This window comes from Haloarcula amylolytica (genome assembly GCF_049705545.1).
GTDB classification, from domain to species: Archaea; Halobacteriota; Halobacteria; order Halobacteriales; family Haloarculaceae; genus Haloarcula; species Haloarcula amylolytica_B.
This window is the reverse complement of record NZ_JBNAMU010000004.1, coordinates 1-13,070: the sequence shown is the minus strand read 5'-3', so window position 1 is coordinate 13,070 and position 13,070 is coordinate 1. Positions and strand designations below refer to the sequence as shown.

General features: G+C 54.6%; 19 protein-coding genes. 11 read left to right on the top strand and 8 right to left on the bottom strand.

All coding sequences use genetic code 11. The features are described from left to right. Positions 1–20 precede the first annotated feature (20 nt). Positions 21–296 carry a hypothetical protein gene (locus ACOZ4H_RS20230; RefSeq protein WP_424331066.1) on the top strand — a complete coding sequence of 92 codons (276 nt, stop codon included), beginning with the start codon at positions 21–23 and terminating at the stop codon, positions 294–296. A gap of 4 nt (positions 297–300) precedes the next feature. Here the strand turns inward: ACOZ4H_RS20230 and ACOZ4H_RS20225 are convergent, their stop codons facing one another. Both ACOZ4H_RS20225 and ACOZ4H_RS20220 read right to left on the bottom strand, forming a co-directional pair. Then, positions 301–1,026: a hypothetical protein gene (locus ACOZ4H_RS20225; RefSeq protein WP_424331065.1), complete on the bottom strand. Its 726-nt coding sequence runs from the start codon at positions 1,024–1,026 to the stop codon at positions 301–303. Between the two features lie 211 nt (positions 1,027–1,237). Then, positions 1,238–2,149 carry a hypothetical protein gene (locus ACOZ4H_RS20220; protein WP_424331064.1) on the bottom strand — a complete coding sequence of 304 codons (912 nt, stop codon included), beginning with the start codon at positions 2,147–2,149 and terminating at the stop codon, positions 1,238–1,240. Positions 2,150–2,574: 425 nt separating this feature from the next. On the opposite strand from ACOZ4H_RS20220, the gene ACOZ4H_RS20215 reads away from it, so the two are divergent. Beyond that, positions 2,575–3,132: a hypothetical protein gene (locus tag ACOZ4H_RS20215; RefSeq protein ID WP_424331063.1), complete on the top strand. Its 558-nt coding sequence runs from the start codon at positions 2,575–2,577 to the stop codon at positions 3,130–3,132. 25 nt (positions 3,133–3,157) lie between these two features. Here the strand turns inward: ACOZ4H_RS20215 and ACOZ4H_RS20210 are convergent, their stop codons facing one another. The 3 genes from ACOZ4H_RS20210 to ACOZ4H_RS20200 all read right to left on the bottom strand — a co-directional run bounded on the left by ACOZ4H_RS20210 (position 3,158) and on the right by ACOZ4H_RS20200 (position 4,459). Continuing rightward, complete coding sequence (locus ACOZ4H_RS20210; RefSeq protein ID WP_424331062.1) at positions 3,158–3,841, bottom strand: hypothetical protein; 684 nt, start codon at positions 3,839–3,841, stop codon at positions 3,158–3,160. Between the two features lie 73 nt (positions 3,842–3,914). Beyond that, complete coding sequence (locus ACOZ4H_RS20205) at positions 3,915–4,166, bottom strand: hypothetical protein (protein WP_424331061.1); 252 nt, start codon at positions 4,164–4,166, stop codon at positions 3,915–3,917. After that, positions 4,163–4,459 (bottom strand): hypothetical protein, encoded by a 297-nt coding sequence (locus ACOZ4H_RS20200; protein ID WP_424331060.1) that lies wholly within the window; start codon positions 4,457–4,459, stop codon positions 4,163–4,165. The genes ACOZ4H_RS20205 and ACOZ4H_RS20200 overlap by 4 nt, the downstream gene beginning before the upstream one ends. Positions 4,460–4,611: 152 nt before the next feature. Here ACOZ4H_RS20200 and ACOZ4H_RS20195 point away from each other — a divergent pair, with 152 nt between their 5' ends. Next, complete coding sequence (locus ACOZ4H_RS20195; protein WP_121513189.1) at positions 4,612–4,848, top strand: FaeA/PapI family transcriptional regulator; 237 nt, start codon at positions 4,612–4,614, stop codon at positions 4,846–4,848. On the opposite strand, the gene ACOZ4H_RS20190 is transcribed toward ACOZ4H_RS20195, so the two are convergent. Beyond that, on the bottom strand, positions 4,812–5,075 hold the full coding sequence (locus ACOZ4H_RS20190) for a winged helix-turn-helix domain-containing protein (protein WP_121513190.1): 264 nt from the start codon (positions 5,073–5,075) through the stop codon (positions 4,812–4,814). The two genes, ACOZ4H_RS20195 and ACOZ4H_RS20190, sit on opposite strands and share 37 nt — an antisense overlap. A gap of 405 nt (positions 5,076–5,480) precedes the next feature. Between ACOZ4H_RS20190 and ACOZ4H_RS20185 the strand changes: the two genes are divergently transcribed. The 6 genes from ACOZ4H_RS20185 (at position 5,481) to ACOZ4H_RS20160 (ending at position 9,244) form a co-directional block, all read left to right on the top strand. Continuing rightward, positions 5,481–6,158 (top strand): transcriptional regulator, encoded by a 678-nt coding sequence (locus ACOZ4H_RS20185; protein WP_424331059.1) that lies wholly within the window; start codon positions 5,481–5,483, stop codon positions 6,156–6,158. Next, entirely contained in the window at positions 6,155–6,472 is a 318-nt protein-coding gene (locus tag ACOZ4H_RS20180) for a PadR family transcriptional regulator (RefSeq protein WP_424331058.1), read from the top strand. Before ACOZ4H_RS20185 ends, ACOZ4H_RS20180 begins: the two co-directional genes overlap by 4 nt. 1,087 nt (positions 6,473–7,559) lie before the next feature. After that, complete coding sequence (locus ACOZ4H_RS20175; RefSeq protein ID WP_424331057.1) at positions 7,560–7,859, top strand: hypothetical protein; 300 nt, start codon at positions 7,560–7,562, stop codon at positions 7,857–7,859. Then, positions 7,859–8,071, top strand: a complete 213-nt coding sequence (locus ACOZ4H_RS20170) for a hypothetical protein (RefSeq protein ID WP_424331056.1) — start codon at positions 7,859–7,861, stop codon at positions 8,069–8,071. Before ACOZ4H_RS20175 ends, ACOZ4H_RS20170 begins: the two co-directional genes overlap by 1 nt. Beyond that, entirely contained in the window at positions 8,068–8,199 is a 132-nt protein-coding gene (locus ACOZ4H_RS20165; protein ID WP_424331055.1) for a hypothetical protein, read from the top strand. Before ACOZ4H_RS20170 ends, ACOZ4H_RS20165 begins: the two co-directional genes overlap by 4 nt. Positions 8,200–8,359: 160 nt before the next feature. After that, positions 8,360–9,244, top strand: a complete 885-nt coding sequence (locus tag ACOZ4H_RS20160; RefSeq protein WP_424331054.1) for a hypothetical protein — start codon at positions 8,360–8,362, stop codon at positions 9,242–9,244. Between the two features lie 350 nt (positions 9,245–9,594). On the opposite strand, the gene ACOZ4H_RS20155 is transcribed toward ACOZ4H_RS20160, so the two are convergent. Beyond that, entirely contained in the window at positions 9,595–10,782 is a 1,188-nt protein-coding gene (locus tag ACOZ4H_RS20155) for an orc1/cdc6 family replication initiation protein (RefSeq protein WP_424331053.1), read from the bottom strand. Between the two features lie 1,043 nt (positions 10,783–11,825). Between ACOZ4H_RS20155 and ACOZ4H_RS20150 the strand changes: the two genes are divergently transcribed. Together ACOZ4H_RS20150 and ACOZ4H_RS20145 are read left to right on the top strand one after the other, a co-directional pair. Next, on the top strand, positions 11,826–12,083 hold the full coding sequence (locus ACOZ4H_RS20150) for a hypothetical protein (RefSeq protein ID WP_424331052.1): 258 nt from the start codon (positions 11,826–11,828) through the stop codon (positions 12,081–12,083). Between the two features lie 333 nt (positions 12,084–12,416). After that, the gene (locus tag ACOZ4H_RS20145) at positions 12,417–12,797 is read left to right on the top strand and encodes a hypothetical protein (protein WP_424331051.1); all 381 of its coding nucleotides are present in this window, start codon (positions 12,417–12,419) and stop codon (positions 12,795–12,797) included. 27 nt (positions 12,798–12,824) lie between these two features. Here the strand turns inward: ACOZ4H_RS20145 and ACOZ4H_RS20140 are convergent. After that, the coding region (locus ACOZ4H_RS20140) for a hypothetical protein (RefSeq protein ID WP_424331050.1) at positions 12,825–13,070 on the bottom strand (246 nt) is incomplete at its 5' end.

Genomic DNA, 13,070 nt, shown 5'->3' with positions numbered 1-13,070 from the left:
CGCTACTACGATTAAGAACGATGTCTGATGATGAGCCGCAGCGTGGAACGAAAGCATGGGTACGATATCATTGGGATGAGGAACATAATACTGCCCCCAAGCAGGTGCTCTTGATCAAGCTTCTACATGAATACCATATCATCATTCCAGGATTGGTCGCGGGTGCCCTTTCCGCCACGGCCTTCTGGCAGGCCGGTGCCAGCCAGCTACAGATTTTATCAGCCCTCTTTACCCCAATCGGTGGAGGTTACGCGCTGTTTTTTCAGATGTGGTGGTGTTCGACCCTTGTTGAATAGGTGCCTACAGGCCCATGCGTCGCTTGGCCCCACGGAAAGGGTGCTGCGTGACCTCATCAACGCCAGCCGATTTCAACCAATTGAGAACCATCTTGACCGGAGTCAGTAGGCCACTGAGCAACCCAAACAGCAGTCCAAATACGAACCCGATCACAGCGGCTAGACCAGTCATAACCAACGCAACAGGGATGATGAGAAGGTAAGTCGCCATGAGCAGTATTGCTGACGGTGTTACTGGGTAGTCAACGCGGAGTGATGCGGACCAGTCTACTATCGGATACAGGAATGCAACGGCTGGCGCAAGCCCTGGTGACACGTATGTTTCGACCGCCATTGCGGCAACACTCGCCAATCCGACCATTATAAAAACATACGCAATAGCAGACAGACTCCCAATAAGTTCCCAGAATTCTTCGACGACGTCCATCTCATCTGATTCACCACCTTCTTGGCCACTCTCATCACTCTCAGTGGTCTGCGCAGATCCGATGTTTTGAGATGACAAATATAGCGAGAGCCCAAGCCAGGAACTCAAGAGATATGGCCACAGTAGATTCGTGCTGAGGCGGGTTTCAATCAGTGGAATCACTCCTATAGCATTGAGTACTGGGATGAAAATCAGTGCTGCAATAAAAGCTGTAAAGCCAACCGAAAACATCGCCCGCCAGAGGACGTCACCGAACTCGGAAAGCTGAGCTTCGGCGGTTTGTGAGGCGGGTTCTGGAGCCATGCTACAAACGACTACACTGTGGAGCGATGTAAACTCCAGTGTTTGATGTGAGAGTCTTACTGTCTCACATAGCATCGCCGATAAGCGGCCCGCCGACGTGTGGCCCAACATCCCAGACACGCTCCGAACTCACGCAATCGGGCCAATCAGTTCGGGTATTTCAAGTGCTTAACCCAGTCTTATAATTACACAGCTGCCTAACTATCCACCGTTATTTTCCAAGCTTTCTGATGACCTCAACCAATGGTGTTTGACCGTTGGTCAGGGGCGTGTCCTGATTATTGGCCGCTTCGTCCTGTATATTCTCTTGGGGGTTAGAATAGATTTTATCCATAGTATCAATGATGAATTCTACAATCATTTCATTGTTCTCTTCGCCAGTTTCCTCTTCCAGTACCTCTCTGAAACCCGTCAGTGAGAGCGCCATTCGGGCTTTGAACTCGTACTCTTCCATCAATCGCTTCTGTCTATTGTAGTTAGAGACAGAGAACCAAACTGCAACAGAGATCGGGAGAATAAGCGCAATCTTAGAGACATTTGACAAGGGATTTGCTCCGGAGTTTATAATATTAAAATACAGTACAACCGCTGATGTCAGCAATATACCGATTGATAAAGCCGATGCAGCTTTCCAGTATCCCAAGTTTTCCTCTAATTCTGACTTTCTATCAGCAAACTGCTTTCCCAGTGCTGCACTAGTTGACCGTTCTAATAAGCCTCTGGCCGTATCCTCTAGCTCATCAAGGTCTTCCTGCTTGTCATCTATCTGTTCAATTCTCTCGTTAATTAGCTCTATCTTATGCTGTACATTTTCGTATTCTCCCTCTAATTGTGTTATCAAAGAATCTGCTTCTTCTACTACATCCGACAAATCGTTTTCAGTTTCGTCATCCCCTCTTAATCTAGATATCTGTTCTTCATTCGCTGTAATTGCCTCATTTATATTGGTAAGTTCTTCTTCTAACTCACGCTTTTGCCGTATCAGATTGCCATGATCATCGGCATCTGCATTATTAATATCAGATTCAACGTCATTCAATTGAGTAACAATCCTATCTTTACGGGCTCGAAGCTCCTCTAGCTCACTTTGTATGCTTGATATTTTTTCTGGGACATTTGACATTATTACTTATGAATGTGCTACGTTTCTTAGTGGTTATCATCTCAAACACTATATTACCAAATTCAGATGATTTCTAATGCCCCATCCGGACTGTCTATTGACCGAAGGAATCACGAAAGCCAACCAATACACAGAATTGTCTACCCGTTTGTTGGTTAGCACCCCGCTACTCCACACCGTTGCCAATATATGGTCACACCCGACCTGCGGCGGCGTGACCCCAACGCTACCCCAGTCAGTGCTGCTCCCGAAGGATCTCAGAAGTCACATCCTCACAGTTCTGAAGCACGGCATTAACCGTACACGCGTCAAACCGCTTCGCATTCGACCCAAGCGCATTAACCGTCAGCACTGAACCACTCGCTCACTGAGTCCAAGAATAGGAGGCTAAATCTTACTTGTCTTCCTTTTAATCAGTTACTGGAATGGCTACAGACTTGAATTCGCTCCTTCTGCCAATCATCCTCCTCGTTGTCGTCGAATTGAGTGGTGTCGCCCGTGATGTCGACCTAGAAGAAGCAGTTACCAAAGACTATCCACCAATCTTCCTACCGAGTGGGGAGTCTAGCATCATTCCCCATTTCGGTCGCTTCAATTTCATCCATGGACTCAATACAACACTCATTCTCTTTGGAGCCCTTCTCCTCTCAGGTCCAAATTCCCGGCTACCGGTTATTTCGGGGCTAATTTTCTCTGTTGTTTGGATCGCGCTCCCTTTGCTCGAAGTCGAAGAATACGATGATATCTTATTGGAGGGCAAATCGGCGTCATCGATTCACTGGCACACTGGAGCAGGAATCATCGCGATTACATATGCCGCTGTCTATGACCCTTTCCTGGAGAACACTCAATACTTAGGAGTCGAATGGCCGCGGTTTCTCTTGGTGTTTCTTTTTATTTTTGCTGTAGGGATACTACTCGTCAAGCTAGAGTCAGAGCTCGAAGCAGTATATGTGGATGAGGTACCAGAGGACTGGCCGTAACCCGATGGACAGTCGCATCTCCCATCTAGCTATCTGAAGTCTGCTTGTGATACTCTCCGACCAATGACCGACGATTCATCCACCTCTGAAACTCATCTCGATCAGCCTGGCATACAAATACGAAATTGACCGAACAGGTTGCCTGTTTGAGTGACTGGGTGCCGTCAACCTCCTCAGTTATTAGTCTATCTTGGAAGTCTCGAACTTGTATAATACCGTCCAGAGGAAATGGAAGTTCATTCTCGACCATCATGAGAGTGTCACTCAATGAGCTCCAGTTCTCCAGAGATGTCATCCCCCGAAACTCAATGCTTCCTTCTTTGCCGACGATCTCTACAAGTTTTGAGTCCTCATTCCTTCCATCGTCCGTTGGAAGAATCTGACATTCACATGAGAACCGATAAAGTGTGGAAAGGTCATCTATGTCGAGATCTTTGATTCGCGGGATACTCTCATCTTCCAGGAGATGGTTTACGACCCGCTTAGTCTGTATGTACTCCTCGCTTTGATTAACCGACTCCATGACCTGCTCGCGGTCTCCCTTTTCACCACCAAGATTACCCGGCAAAAAGGCACTTAATCCAGCTTTTAGCGAACTCCACGACTCTTCTTGTCTCGCAACTTGCGTGTTCTCGTCTATTCGATCAAAAAACAGTTGGCGGATATGTGATGGAGAGTAGTATAGGATATGCTGGTACGGTTCTTCCATACAAAGAACCACGTCTCGGATTATATCATTGTTACTGCAGTAATCACATGAGAATGTAGGATGGATAGCAGTACTACATCGTTGCTGCGACGTGCTGATACTCGGCCTGCGACGGCGTCGGCTGCAGCGTCAACCCAGCAAGCGCCAACTCTCGTAGCACCTCTGGCGGCACACCCTCAACATCCCGAAGCACGGCATCAAGCGTCCATTCACCGTACTGACTCGCACTCGGCGCGAGCACATCAACCGATTCAGTAGCTACCTCCTCTTGAATCGCTCTCGCAGCACGCCGAACACGTCGCCGTTCTTCCACAGTGCAGCTCATGCTTCCACCGCCCGAACAAGATCGCCGACGAGCGAGCCACCAACGTGCGGGCCGATATCCCACCCACGCTCACGCCGAGTATATTCACACCACTCCGAAAGCGTCTCGAAGGGCGTATTCGCCAACACAACTTTCTCGGCGTCCCCACCAGCGGCGACAACAGCCACGGCGAACTCATAGCTGTCCCAGTAATGCGCGGCACCCTCGCCGTCGACGCCGAGAAACAGCGGGCGGCCCTGGGTGAGTAGTTCGCGTGCGGTACGTTCTTGTGGATTGGATTGCGTAGTTGCCATTGGTTCTTCCTGGAACCACGCGCCTCGGTGTACTAGCACCGGGGCGATTTCGTAAGAAATCGACCAGCAGCGCGTGTGTTCCTATCTAATACTGTTGTTCCGGGCAACCAAAAAAATATTGCTTCGGAGCAAGATAGTTGCAAACACAACCAATGTCGACTCGTGGACCGGATCCCAAGGCTACTGATGAGGAAATTATGCAAATCATTGAATCAGTAGAGCCCCCGTTCGTGACGACTGGAGACATCGCAGATGCTGTTTCACTATCTACAGAGAGAGCGAGACAACGACTCAACCAACTCGATAACCAAGGACAGCTCCATCGTACAAAAGTTGGGAGTAGTGCCGTCGTCTACTGGATCCCAGAGTCTTCCTCAGGATCGAGATAGACCCGCCCCTTGTTCGTGATCCACCACACACGGGCGCGTCCAATCTTTCGCGTATCGACAAGTCCATCTTCCTCCATTCTCCGCAACCGCTGATCGACAGCTTGGCGGCTCACACCAGTCCTTTCAGCAATATCACTAGTCCCAAGCACCGGAGAATGTGCTAAGACTATTGCCTCCAGTATAGATTTCCTGTCGGCCGTCGGGTCTGGACCCGGCTTCTCTGTCACTGTACTAGCGATACATCCGCCCCTGTCATTAGTTATGATGAGTGTATCTCTTGCTACGGGGCAAAGACTAAAACCCACCACTCCGAAGCAAGAGATAGGCGACGCCCACAGCAATCAACGGCGTCCCGTCGAACCCATGACAACCGGCAAGCCCACCCACGAAGAGTCGCATCGCTCGCCAGCGCACTTTCGCCCACATATTCGCCCATCGAAAACCACCAGACGGCAGCCCGGTCGCTCACATTCGCCCATCATTCGCCCATCGCCTGAGCGGCCCACGAACACGCCACAGCAGCCCGCAGACGAAAATCGGCGCGCGAAAATCGACTTTCGCCCACGCGGTCGCCCCAGCCTTATCAGCCAACTGCCCAACCCAGCAGCCATGCCCACGCAGGGAGGCAACCAATGACCGCCTGGCACGACTGCACCGCCCTCCAGCGGGATCTCCTGAAAGCGATTGCCGACCACGACCACTACGACCGTGAGGCCACCGCCGATGCCCTCCAGATCGCCGTCGAAACCCGACGCGAAGCCACGCTCGATGACGCCCGCGTCACGGACGCCCTCGCCGAGCTCGAAGCCAACGATCTGGTCACCACCGACGGAACCTACGCCCTGACTGACCGCGGCCAGGACGCCATCACCCAGGCCGCCCGCTCGCTGGCTATCGTCACCGGCCACGACCTGGTCACCACCGACGGCGGCACCACCATCCCCTCACACACGGCGGCGGCCACCCGACTCGACACCGTCCTGCAGGCCGCCGAACCTGCCCTCGCTGACGAGGAACTCGAACTGCTGGACGCTGTCAGCACCTACCTCCGGAACACGGACGGCTTCGTCGTCCAGACCCACGCCGAGCCCGCAATCCGCAGCCACGCGCTTGAGGTTATCGCCACCCGCGAGGACGGCCACGGCGCACCCGCCGGCGATGTACTGGACACGCTCGCCCGGGAGTACGGAGCCCAGCGGGCGATGACGGCGCTGCTGGATTTGCTCGTGCAGGGCGACTGTTACCAGCCACAACCAGCGACGCTCCGGCGCGTCGACACCGACACCAGCGAGCCGGGAGGCGACCGATGACGACCTACCACGAACTCACCGGCTTCCAGCGCGACCTCCTGGAGGCCATCGCCGCCGTCGACGACGACCCCTACGGCCTCGCGCTCAAAGACTACCTCGACGAGCGCTACGCCGACCCCATCAACCACAGCCGCCTCTACCAGAACCTCGACCAGCTCGTCGAGAAGGGCCTGGTCAACCGGGACGAACTCGACGCCCGCACCAACGTGTATACGCTGACTGACACTGGCAGACAGGCACTCCAACACCAGGCGGAAACACTCGCAGGCCTGTGTGATCTGCCTCGACCTGCCGCCGATGGAGGTGCGCAGTAATGCCCCAGAAACCCACGCAGTCCCGTCGCTCAGCGATCAAGAACGGGAACACAGTCGGCCGGTGTTGTCAGAGGCACGTGATCATCGGGGAAGTGATGGCCGACTGGTACCCTTCTAGAACAAACGTAGAACTTGTAAATAATCGTTACTGTCAGGAAGCCTCTCACAGTTCAACCCACGGAACAGTCCGCCGCCGCCCGCGACGGCGGACTGTCTCGTGTGCCTCTGACAATTTCCCAGGACAAAGTGGACAACTTTGTGCTGGCATTGTCAGATTAGTTAGCCATCATAATTGTAATTTTCGCCTCGTTATAGATTCTGAATACACTGCGAAGCACCCCGAAAACTGGGGTCCGGCCCCGAAACGACCGATAGGATGGGTGGTGTCTCTGGGAACTGACAGGGCACGGAACCCACCTGGAACCGATACGAGAGGTTATAAAAACGCTTGTGATATCCCGTCGCTGTCTGGTGGTTTTCCACGCTATCCCAACTCGCTCGACCCACACGGCCAACGGCCCGAGGCCAGCGTGCAGACACAACTCTCGGATTCCGAACAGCAGAATGGTGGGCAGCCGGGGGAAATCGGCATGCCACGCACCACCCACAGTCGCCGTTGCCGGCGACAGGTCCTGCACCCAACACATTCGATAGGACAACTGGCTATCAGGGGAACATGGAGCGGGGGACAGAACCTAACCGACTGGTATACAGTTGGTATCAAAAACAGTTGTGATAGTCGCTTGCTGTCAGTCGGTTCTGTCACAACTGCCAGCTACACCACCATTTCTCACACGCGTAGCACGACCATGCGATGCTCAAAGTCACGGCACCAAAGGAATGGGGATGGTGGGTTGCTGGGGGGAAGCCGCGTGCAACCCACGGTGTGGGGTCGCCATCCACGACGATGGGTTCCGGCCCCGGGCCAATCGATGAATCGGGGGGGATTCAAGGGAGAGTGGAGCGGGGACCAGAACCCAACCGATTGGTATGTAGTTAGTACACAAAACAATTATGATACTATAGTTCAGTTTATTGGTTCTGCGACTGCCCCAAAACTCCAGACCTGCCACCGGGAGGTGGCCCGATGACCGCCCACCCGACCGTCGGCGAGATCGTCGCCATCACAACCACTGACAGCGAGCCGCTAGTGCTGGTTTGTCACGTCGACGACGACCACGTCACGGGTGTATTGCTGGCAGACCTCGCAACAGAAACACTCCATCGGCTGCGGGCGTCCGAACCCGACGCAACCACACGCCGGCAGCTAGCCGACGCAATCGGTCGGACTGATGACCTCATGTCGTTCACGGTCCCGACCGGAGACTGCGCACTGGTTGAACGCGACAGCAGCCGTCCTGGCCCCTTCGAAGGAGGGGATGCCTGATGGCCCGCGCCGACCCCTCGCCGGGCACTGCGACCGACACAGCGACCACAGACACCGATCAGTGGCGACTCAGCTACATGGTCGGCGATCTGGAACACTACACCGAGTGGACGGCCGACTTCCCCACCATCGAGAACTACTACGACCAGTACCGCCGTGGTGACTACGCCCACGATGTCGTCATCGAACGCCGGGCGGTGGTCGAAGGATGACCGGGCACGGGAATCACTACGGCGTCGACCACGACGATGGCGAAGCTGACCGTCCGTGGGGACAGGATTTTGCTACCGATGAGAGCGGGACCACGCTGGTCCAGGGAGCGGCGTCCGATGAGTGCTGATGGTCGCTTCCAGTCCGTTGTCACGAGGCAAATCCGCCGGACAGCCCGGCATTGCCATGTCCCAACTACCGCGTCCAGAGAGCGCCCGCTACGTCACCGATAGCCCGTGCCGTGGTCGGCACTGCCCGGTTCGATTCCGGGGACGGGCACTGTGGTCACGATGCCACGACAAACGACCCCCAACGACGACAGCGGAACCGACAGCACAGCCACCGATCAGGCGCTCGCCGACGAACTCGACATGGACATCGGCCAAGAGGAAACGGACATCGACGCCCTCCAGTCACTCGTCAGTGAACTCGGCGACGAGATGTCTCCCCCCGTTTCGAGTGTTCTTGAGCTGCTGGTCGCGACCATCGATGACCTCCAAGAGCGGGTCAAGGAACTAGAGGATGACGTCGAACAGACCCACGACGTTGCCACCACGGCAGTCGGGGACGCCGCCACGAACGACCAGCGCCTCGACGACCTCGAAACCCAGCAAGAGGCGACCCACGATGTCGCCAAGAGTGCCATCGCCAAAGCCCAGCAACTCGAAGCCGATAGCGACCACCAGGAAGACGCCGAGCAGTTGCCCGAGGGGATCGAACCCAGCAGTTCGCCGCTGGATTTCTTCGCGAACTGCCGGCAGTCGAAGGTGAAGACGATGTTCGTGGAGCGGTCGAACCGCCAGAACACCTACCGAGCAATTAGCATCGCCAAGCGCTGGCCGGAGTTTGCCACGAAGCGAACCGACGGCAGCGGCGTGTTCATGACCAAAGCCGACCTGCAGACCGCCCTCACCGCCGAACTCGGGAAGGAACCCCACCGACAGACGGTCAAGCGCGTCTGGGAGAAACTCATCGAGATCGGCGGTGGCGACATCGTCGAGAAAACTCGGCAGGTCGGACGGGATCAGACCAAAACCGAGATCCTCGCGATGGATATGGCAACAGCCGACGGACTGCTTGAGAAACGCTACGTCGGCCTCGACCTGTTGGAGAACAGCGACCACAAAGCCACGATGGGTGGCGTCACACCCGTTGTGGTGGAGTCTTCGGCCTAACCCTGTGACACGCACCGAATAGGACGGAAATCGGTACGAACCCGACGCTGTCGGACGCGGTGGCACGTGCCCTGCCGCCGCCGACGCCGCTGTTCGCTAGCTGCAGAACCCGGGAGCGACCCCCTGTTTTCAGGAGTGTAGTGAGTGGTCGTAACACGAACGGAGCGACCAGCGCAATCATCGCTTACACAACGGGTGTGACGGAACACTCTCGATTGGGGTTTGCACTCCCGATCCGTTGATTGAGCCGATTCTGTGAACAGTCAAATCGTATGCACAACGACAGCAATGAAACAGTGCACCCCACATCTAACAGCGGAACCGGTGGGGTGGCCCTCTGTCGAGTGCGCTTACGGATTCGTTTTGAGGAGCTCCGAAAGGCCCGTTTTGATCGAACTAATGGATTGCTCTAACTCAAATTCCTTGTACTTCCCCCCACCCTTCCCTCGGTTGTACTCAGTTGAAGAGACAATGCCGAGTTGCGTGAGTTCACCAAGATAATCACGGACCGACCGCTCTGAAACCGGCTCCAAACCTTCTCCACGGGCTAACTCCTGATACGCACCCAGGATATCTCGCGTCCGGGCAGGTGTGTCACCGTCTTCAGCAAGTCCAGTGAGCGCATAGAGAACCAGTTGACCATGCTCAGAGTAGTTGCGGATACCCTCAACGACCTGATCAGTCTGGAGTCGTTGTCGGGCTTCGCTTACGTGGTGTTCGGTCACGAGCTCATCATCATACTCTCGGGCAAGATCACCCGCCTCAAGCAAGAGATCTAGCGCTTGGCGGGCGTCTCCAGAGTCCTTGGCTCCGTAGGCAGCACACATTTCGATGACACCATCATCGATGACATCGTCTTTGAACGCGACAGCCTCACGCTGTTTCAACACGAGTTGAAGCTCATTGGCGTTGTATGCTGAAAATGAGACTTCCTTTTCACACAGACTGGATCGGACTTTCGATGAAAGTTGGTTGCGGAAATCAAGATCGTTCGAGATACCGATGACACCTAATTTCGCATCGGAGATATCGCCATTCGACCTCGCGCGTGGCAGTTTGTATAGCAGTGAATCGTCCTCAATGTGATCAACCTCGTCAAGAACAATGAGTACCGTGCCACCCAGATCATCGAGCGCCTCGAAGAGGAACTGATACACTGAGGCCTGTGGATATCCGGTGTTGGAGATCTGGTTAGCAGGATCACGCAGTGTGTTTACAATGGCGACCGCAGCCTGATAGCTCGAATTGAGCCCGTCACAATTGACTTCAACCGTACTGAGGTCCAGTCCGTCGACGTCGCTCGCATCACGTTCCAGAGCGGATAGAAGATATCGGGTGGCAGCAGTCTTGCCGACCCCGCTTTTTCCATACAGGAAGATGTTTGAAGGGGTCTCATTATTGATGACTGGCTGGAGAGCAGCGTGATACTTCTGGAGTTCTTCGTCACGCCCTACAAGCTCATCTGGGGTCCACTCTTCGAGCAGTGCCTCACGTTGCTCGAATATCGTGGACGTCGGCGAAAACGTGATATCACTCATTTGTCTGTGGTTGCGACACGAAGTGTCTTAACCTTTGGTTCCGCTGCTTCCGCTGTTCGGATTGGTATATAAATAACGAACCCCACCGCTTCCGCTGTTAGATGGAGAACACAGTGGTCACCACACTGCTTTTACTATTGATTGGTTAGGCAATCGGTCTTGAGGGGGAGACCGGATCGAGATGAGAGTGCGAGGATGAAAACACCCACCCCACTGGTTCCGCTGTTAGCTGTGCAAGGTGCTGCCGCCGTTATTGACAGAGCTGTCGCAAGCCTATTTCAATTACTTCCGTCGCAACTACCCGAAATCAGACTGTTTGAGACGTGGGGTGGGGATACCCCCACCCCACTGGTTCCGCTGTTAGCAATGACGCTTGTAGGGAGTGACATTGAGATCAGCCGTAATATTTCTAGAGCTAGTGAATAAGTTCAAGTACCTGAATAAAAAAACATACCCGCAGGACGTTATCACCAGAATAGCAAAGCACCCCCTCCCATGGGGGTGATGCCGTCTATTCATCCTCTAACAGCGGAACCAGTGGGGTGGGAGTGTAGGACTACCTCTTCCCATATTCATTGCACTCCCGGCCTCCATGCTGGGCCCAATCTGGATGGGTCCCGAAGAAGCCCAGCGAGCTCAAACCATGTCCTACGTCTAAGGAACACTTGGGCTAACCAACAACTGCGTGATAACTACTGCTTGTTGGTTAGCTCTTGGTGAACCCGTAGCCAGTAAGACTTCTATGGTGCTCGTCCCGTCCAGTCGACAGGAAGTCGTCAGCCTATGTTGCTGGCAGCCTGTCCAATTGATGTTACGAATGCGGTGGTGACCCGTCAAGATAGCCGTGTACCTCGCAATCGAAATTAATCGGTTTGAACCGGTTGTAAAATCTCTAAAGAGTTGTGAGCACGTTTCAACATAGGTTCTCCACGCCGTGAAAGGTGCTAAAATCTCTGGTAGACCGTGAAGCGAATCAAATACGCACTGACGGTCTGCGCTTTATATGGGGGTGCCAGTGTATTAGCCGAGTAAGCGTAGTATCAATGTCAACCTCCGACTTCTCTATCCCACGCCCTCCGGCTGCTGAATCGAACCTCCAATCGTTGCTCGCGATGGTCGTCGAAACAATCCTCTCCGTCTTCCAGGGAGTCGCCTTCTGGGCGAGCATCCCCCTCCCAGTTGTTATCGCGGGCACGCTCGCGACCAACGTTGTTGCAGCAGAGCCCCTGCTGGTTAGTGGCCTCGTCGTCCTGAACATCGTCTGTGCCGTCCTCGGGCACAACTACTCCCCAAGCGCATGACTGTCTCGGTGCCCACCGCCAACGATCCCGCCCAGCAGTTTTCAAAAACAGCGCTGTTCTGCCCAACCTGCGAGCACGCCAGCCCGATCGACGGCGACTGGATCATGGACGATTCAGTTCCCCGCGACCGCCTGCTCTGTCCCCACTGTGGTACCGTCGTCATTGACCAGCCCCAACTATAGTGCCGGTGGCGTCAGTTGTGGACGAAATCAATGTGTATTTTGTCGTCCATTGACACCGGACACACAAGGAAGAGGCGTGAAACGGCGAGTCGCAATCAAGACTAATAGCCGGACCCAACCGTATTCTCACTAGAGAAAAATCCCCAGTCATATGATAAAAGAGAAAGCCGTTGAAACTGTCGTCAAGCAGATTCTGAAGAAACTCCTGAACCCAATCTTCGACTATGGGTCCAGAGAAACGTGCCCTCACGACCAGTGTGACCACGTCATAATCGCTCAGTCGATGTGGAAGGACCACAAGAAGAACACGATTGAAGAACTGATCAGGTTGTATCGGGAGGAAGGCGAGATCCCCCATTACGATGCTGAGATGCATCAGAAAATCGTTGAGCCGCTCGGGGTCGACGTTAGCGGAACGATGGTCTGCTGTGAGGAGTGCCGGGGCTACATCGAGTTCGACGCCAATGGAGTCCCGTCTATCACCAAGGACCGCCAAGGGAACATCAAGGAAGTCACGTTCAAGCCCTGGTAGCGCCGCTGAGGACCGTAGTTCCAGTAGTTAGCCGGTGGCGACCGACCCGTGCCACGAGACGAACCATCGCTGGGAGTCCCGGCAGGGAACCCGTCGCATATCCTGCTGGGCCCGGTCTATGACTTCGGGCTGCTGGACATCCCGCCCGATGAATACGCCGACCTCGGATATCTCGATTATCAAGAGCTTCTCGATGAGCTGGGTCTCTCGCGATGGCGGCCCATCCTTGAGGCGTTCTGTAGCGATTGCCACCAGGCAACTGCCCCATCGCAT

Bases quoted from the DNA above. Each gene is read 5' to 3' on its own strand.
- ACOZ4H_RS20150 (WP_424331052.1), top strand. From the start codon at position 11,826: ATGTCAACCTCCGACTTCTCTATCCCACGCCCTCCGGCTGCTGAATCG.
- ACOZ4H_RS20185 (WP_424331059.1), top strand. From the start codon at position 5,481: ATGACCGCCTGGCACGACTGCACCGCCCTCCAGCGGGATCTCCTGAAA.
- ACOZ4H_RS20200 (WP_424331060.1), bottom strand. From the start codon at position 4,459: ATGGCAACTACGCAATCCAATCCACAAGAACGTACCGCACGCGAACTA.
- ACOZ4H_RS20175 (WP_424331057.1), top strand. From the start codon at position 7,560: ATGACCGCCCACCCGACCGTCGGCGAGATCGTCGCCATCACAACCACT.
- ACOZ4H_RS20165 (WP_424331055.1), top strand. From the start codon at position 8,068: ATGACCGGGCACGGGAATCACTACGGCGTCGACCACGACGATGGCGAA.
- ACOZ4H_RS20230 (WP_424331066.1), top strand. From the start codon at position 21: ATGTCTGATGATGAGCCGCAGCGTGGAACGAAAGCATGGGTACGATAT.
- ACOZ4H_RS20220 (WP_424331064.1), bottom strand. From the start codon at position 2,149: ATGTCAAATGTCCCAGAAAAAATATCAAGCATACAAAGTGAGCTAGAG.
- ACOZ4H_RS20170 (WP_424331056.1), top strand. From the start codon at position 7,859: ATGGCCCGCGCCGACCCCTCGCCGGGCACTGCGACCGACACAGCGACC.
- ACOZ4H_RS20180 (WP_424331058.1), top strand. From the start codon at position 6,155: ATGACGACCTACCACGAACTCACCGGCTTCCAGCGCGACCTCCTGGAG.
- ACOZ4H_RS20205 (WP_424331061.1), bottom strand. From the start codon at position 4,166: ATGAGCTGCACTGTGGAAGAACGGCGACGTGTTCGGCGTGCTGCGAGA.
- ACOZ4H_RS20145 (WP_424331051.1), top strand. From the start codon at position 12,417: ATGATAAAAGAGAAAGCCGTTGAAACTGTCGTCAAGCAGATTCTGAAG.
- ACOZ4H_RS20155 (WP_424331053.1), bottom strand. From the start codon at position 10,782: ATGAGTGATATCACGTTTTCGCCGACGTCCACGATATTCGAGCAACGT.
- ACOZ4H_RS20195 (WP_121513189.1), top strand. From the start codon at position 4,612: ATGTCGACTCGTGGACCGGATCCCAAGGCTACTGATGAGGAAATTATG.
- ACOZ4H_RS20215 (WP_424331063.1), top strand. From the start codon at position 2,575: ATGGCTACAGACTTGAATTCGCTCCTTCTGCCAATCATCCTCCTCGTT.
- ACOZ4H_RS20160 (WP_424331054.1), top strand. From the start codon at position 8,360: ATGCCACGACAAACGACCCCCAACGACGACAGCGGAACCGACAGCACA.
- ACOZ4H_RS20225 (WP_424331065.1), bottom strand. From the start codon at position 1,026: ATGGCTCCAGAACCCGCCTCACAAACCGCCGAAGCTCAGCTTTCCGAG.
- ACOZ4H_RS20210 (WP_424331062.1), bottom strand. From the start codon at position 3,841: ATGGAAGAACCGTACCAGCATATCCTATACTACTCTCCATCACATATC.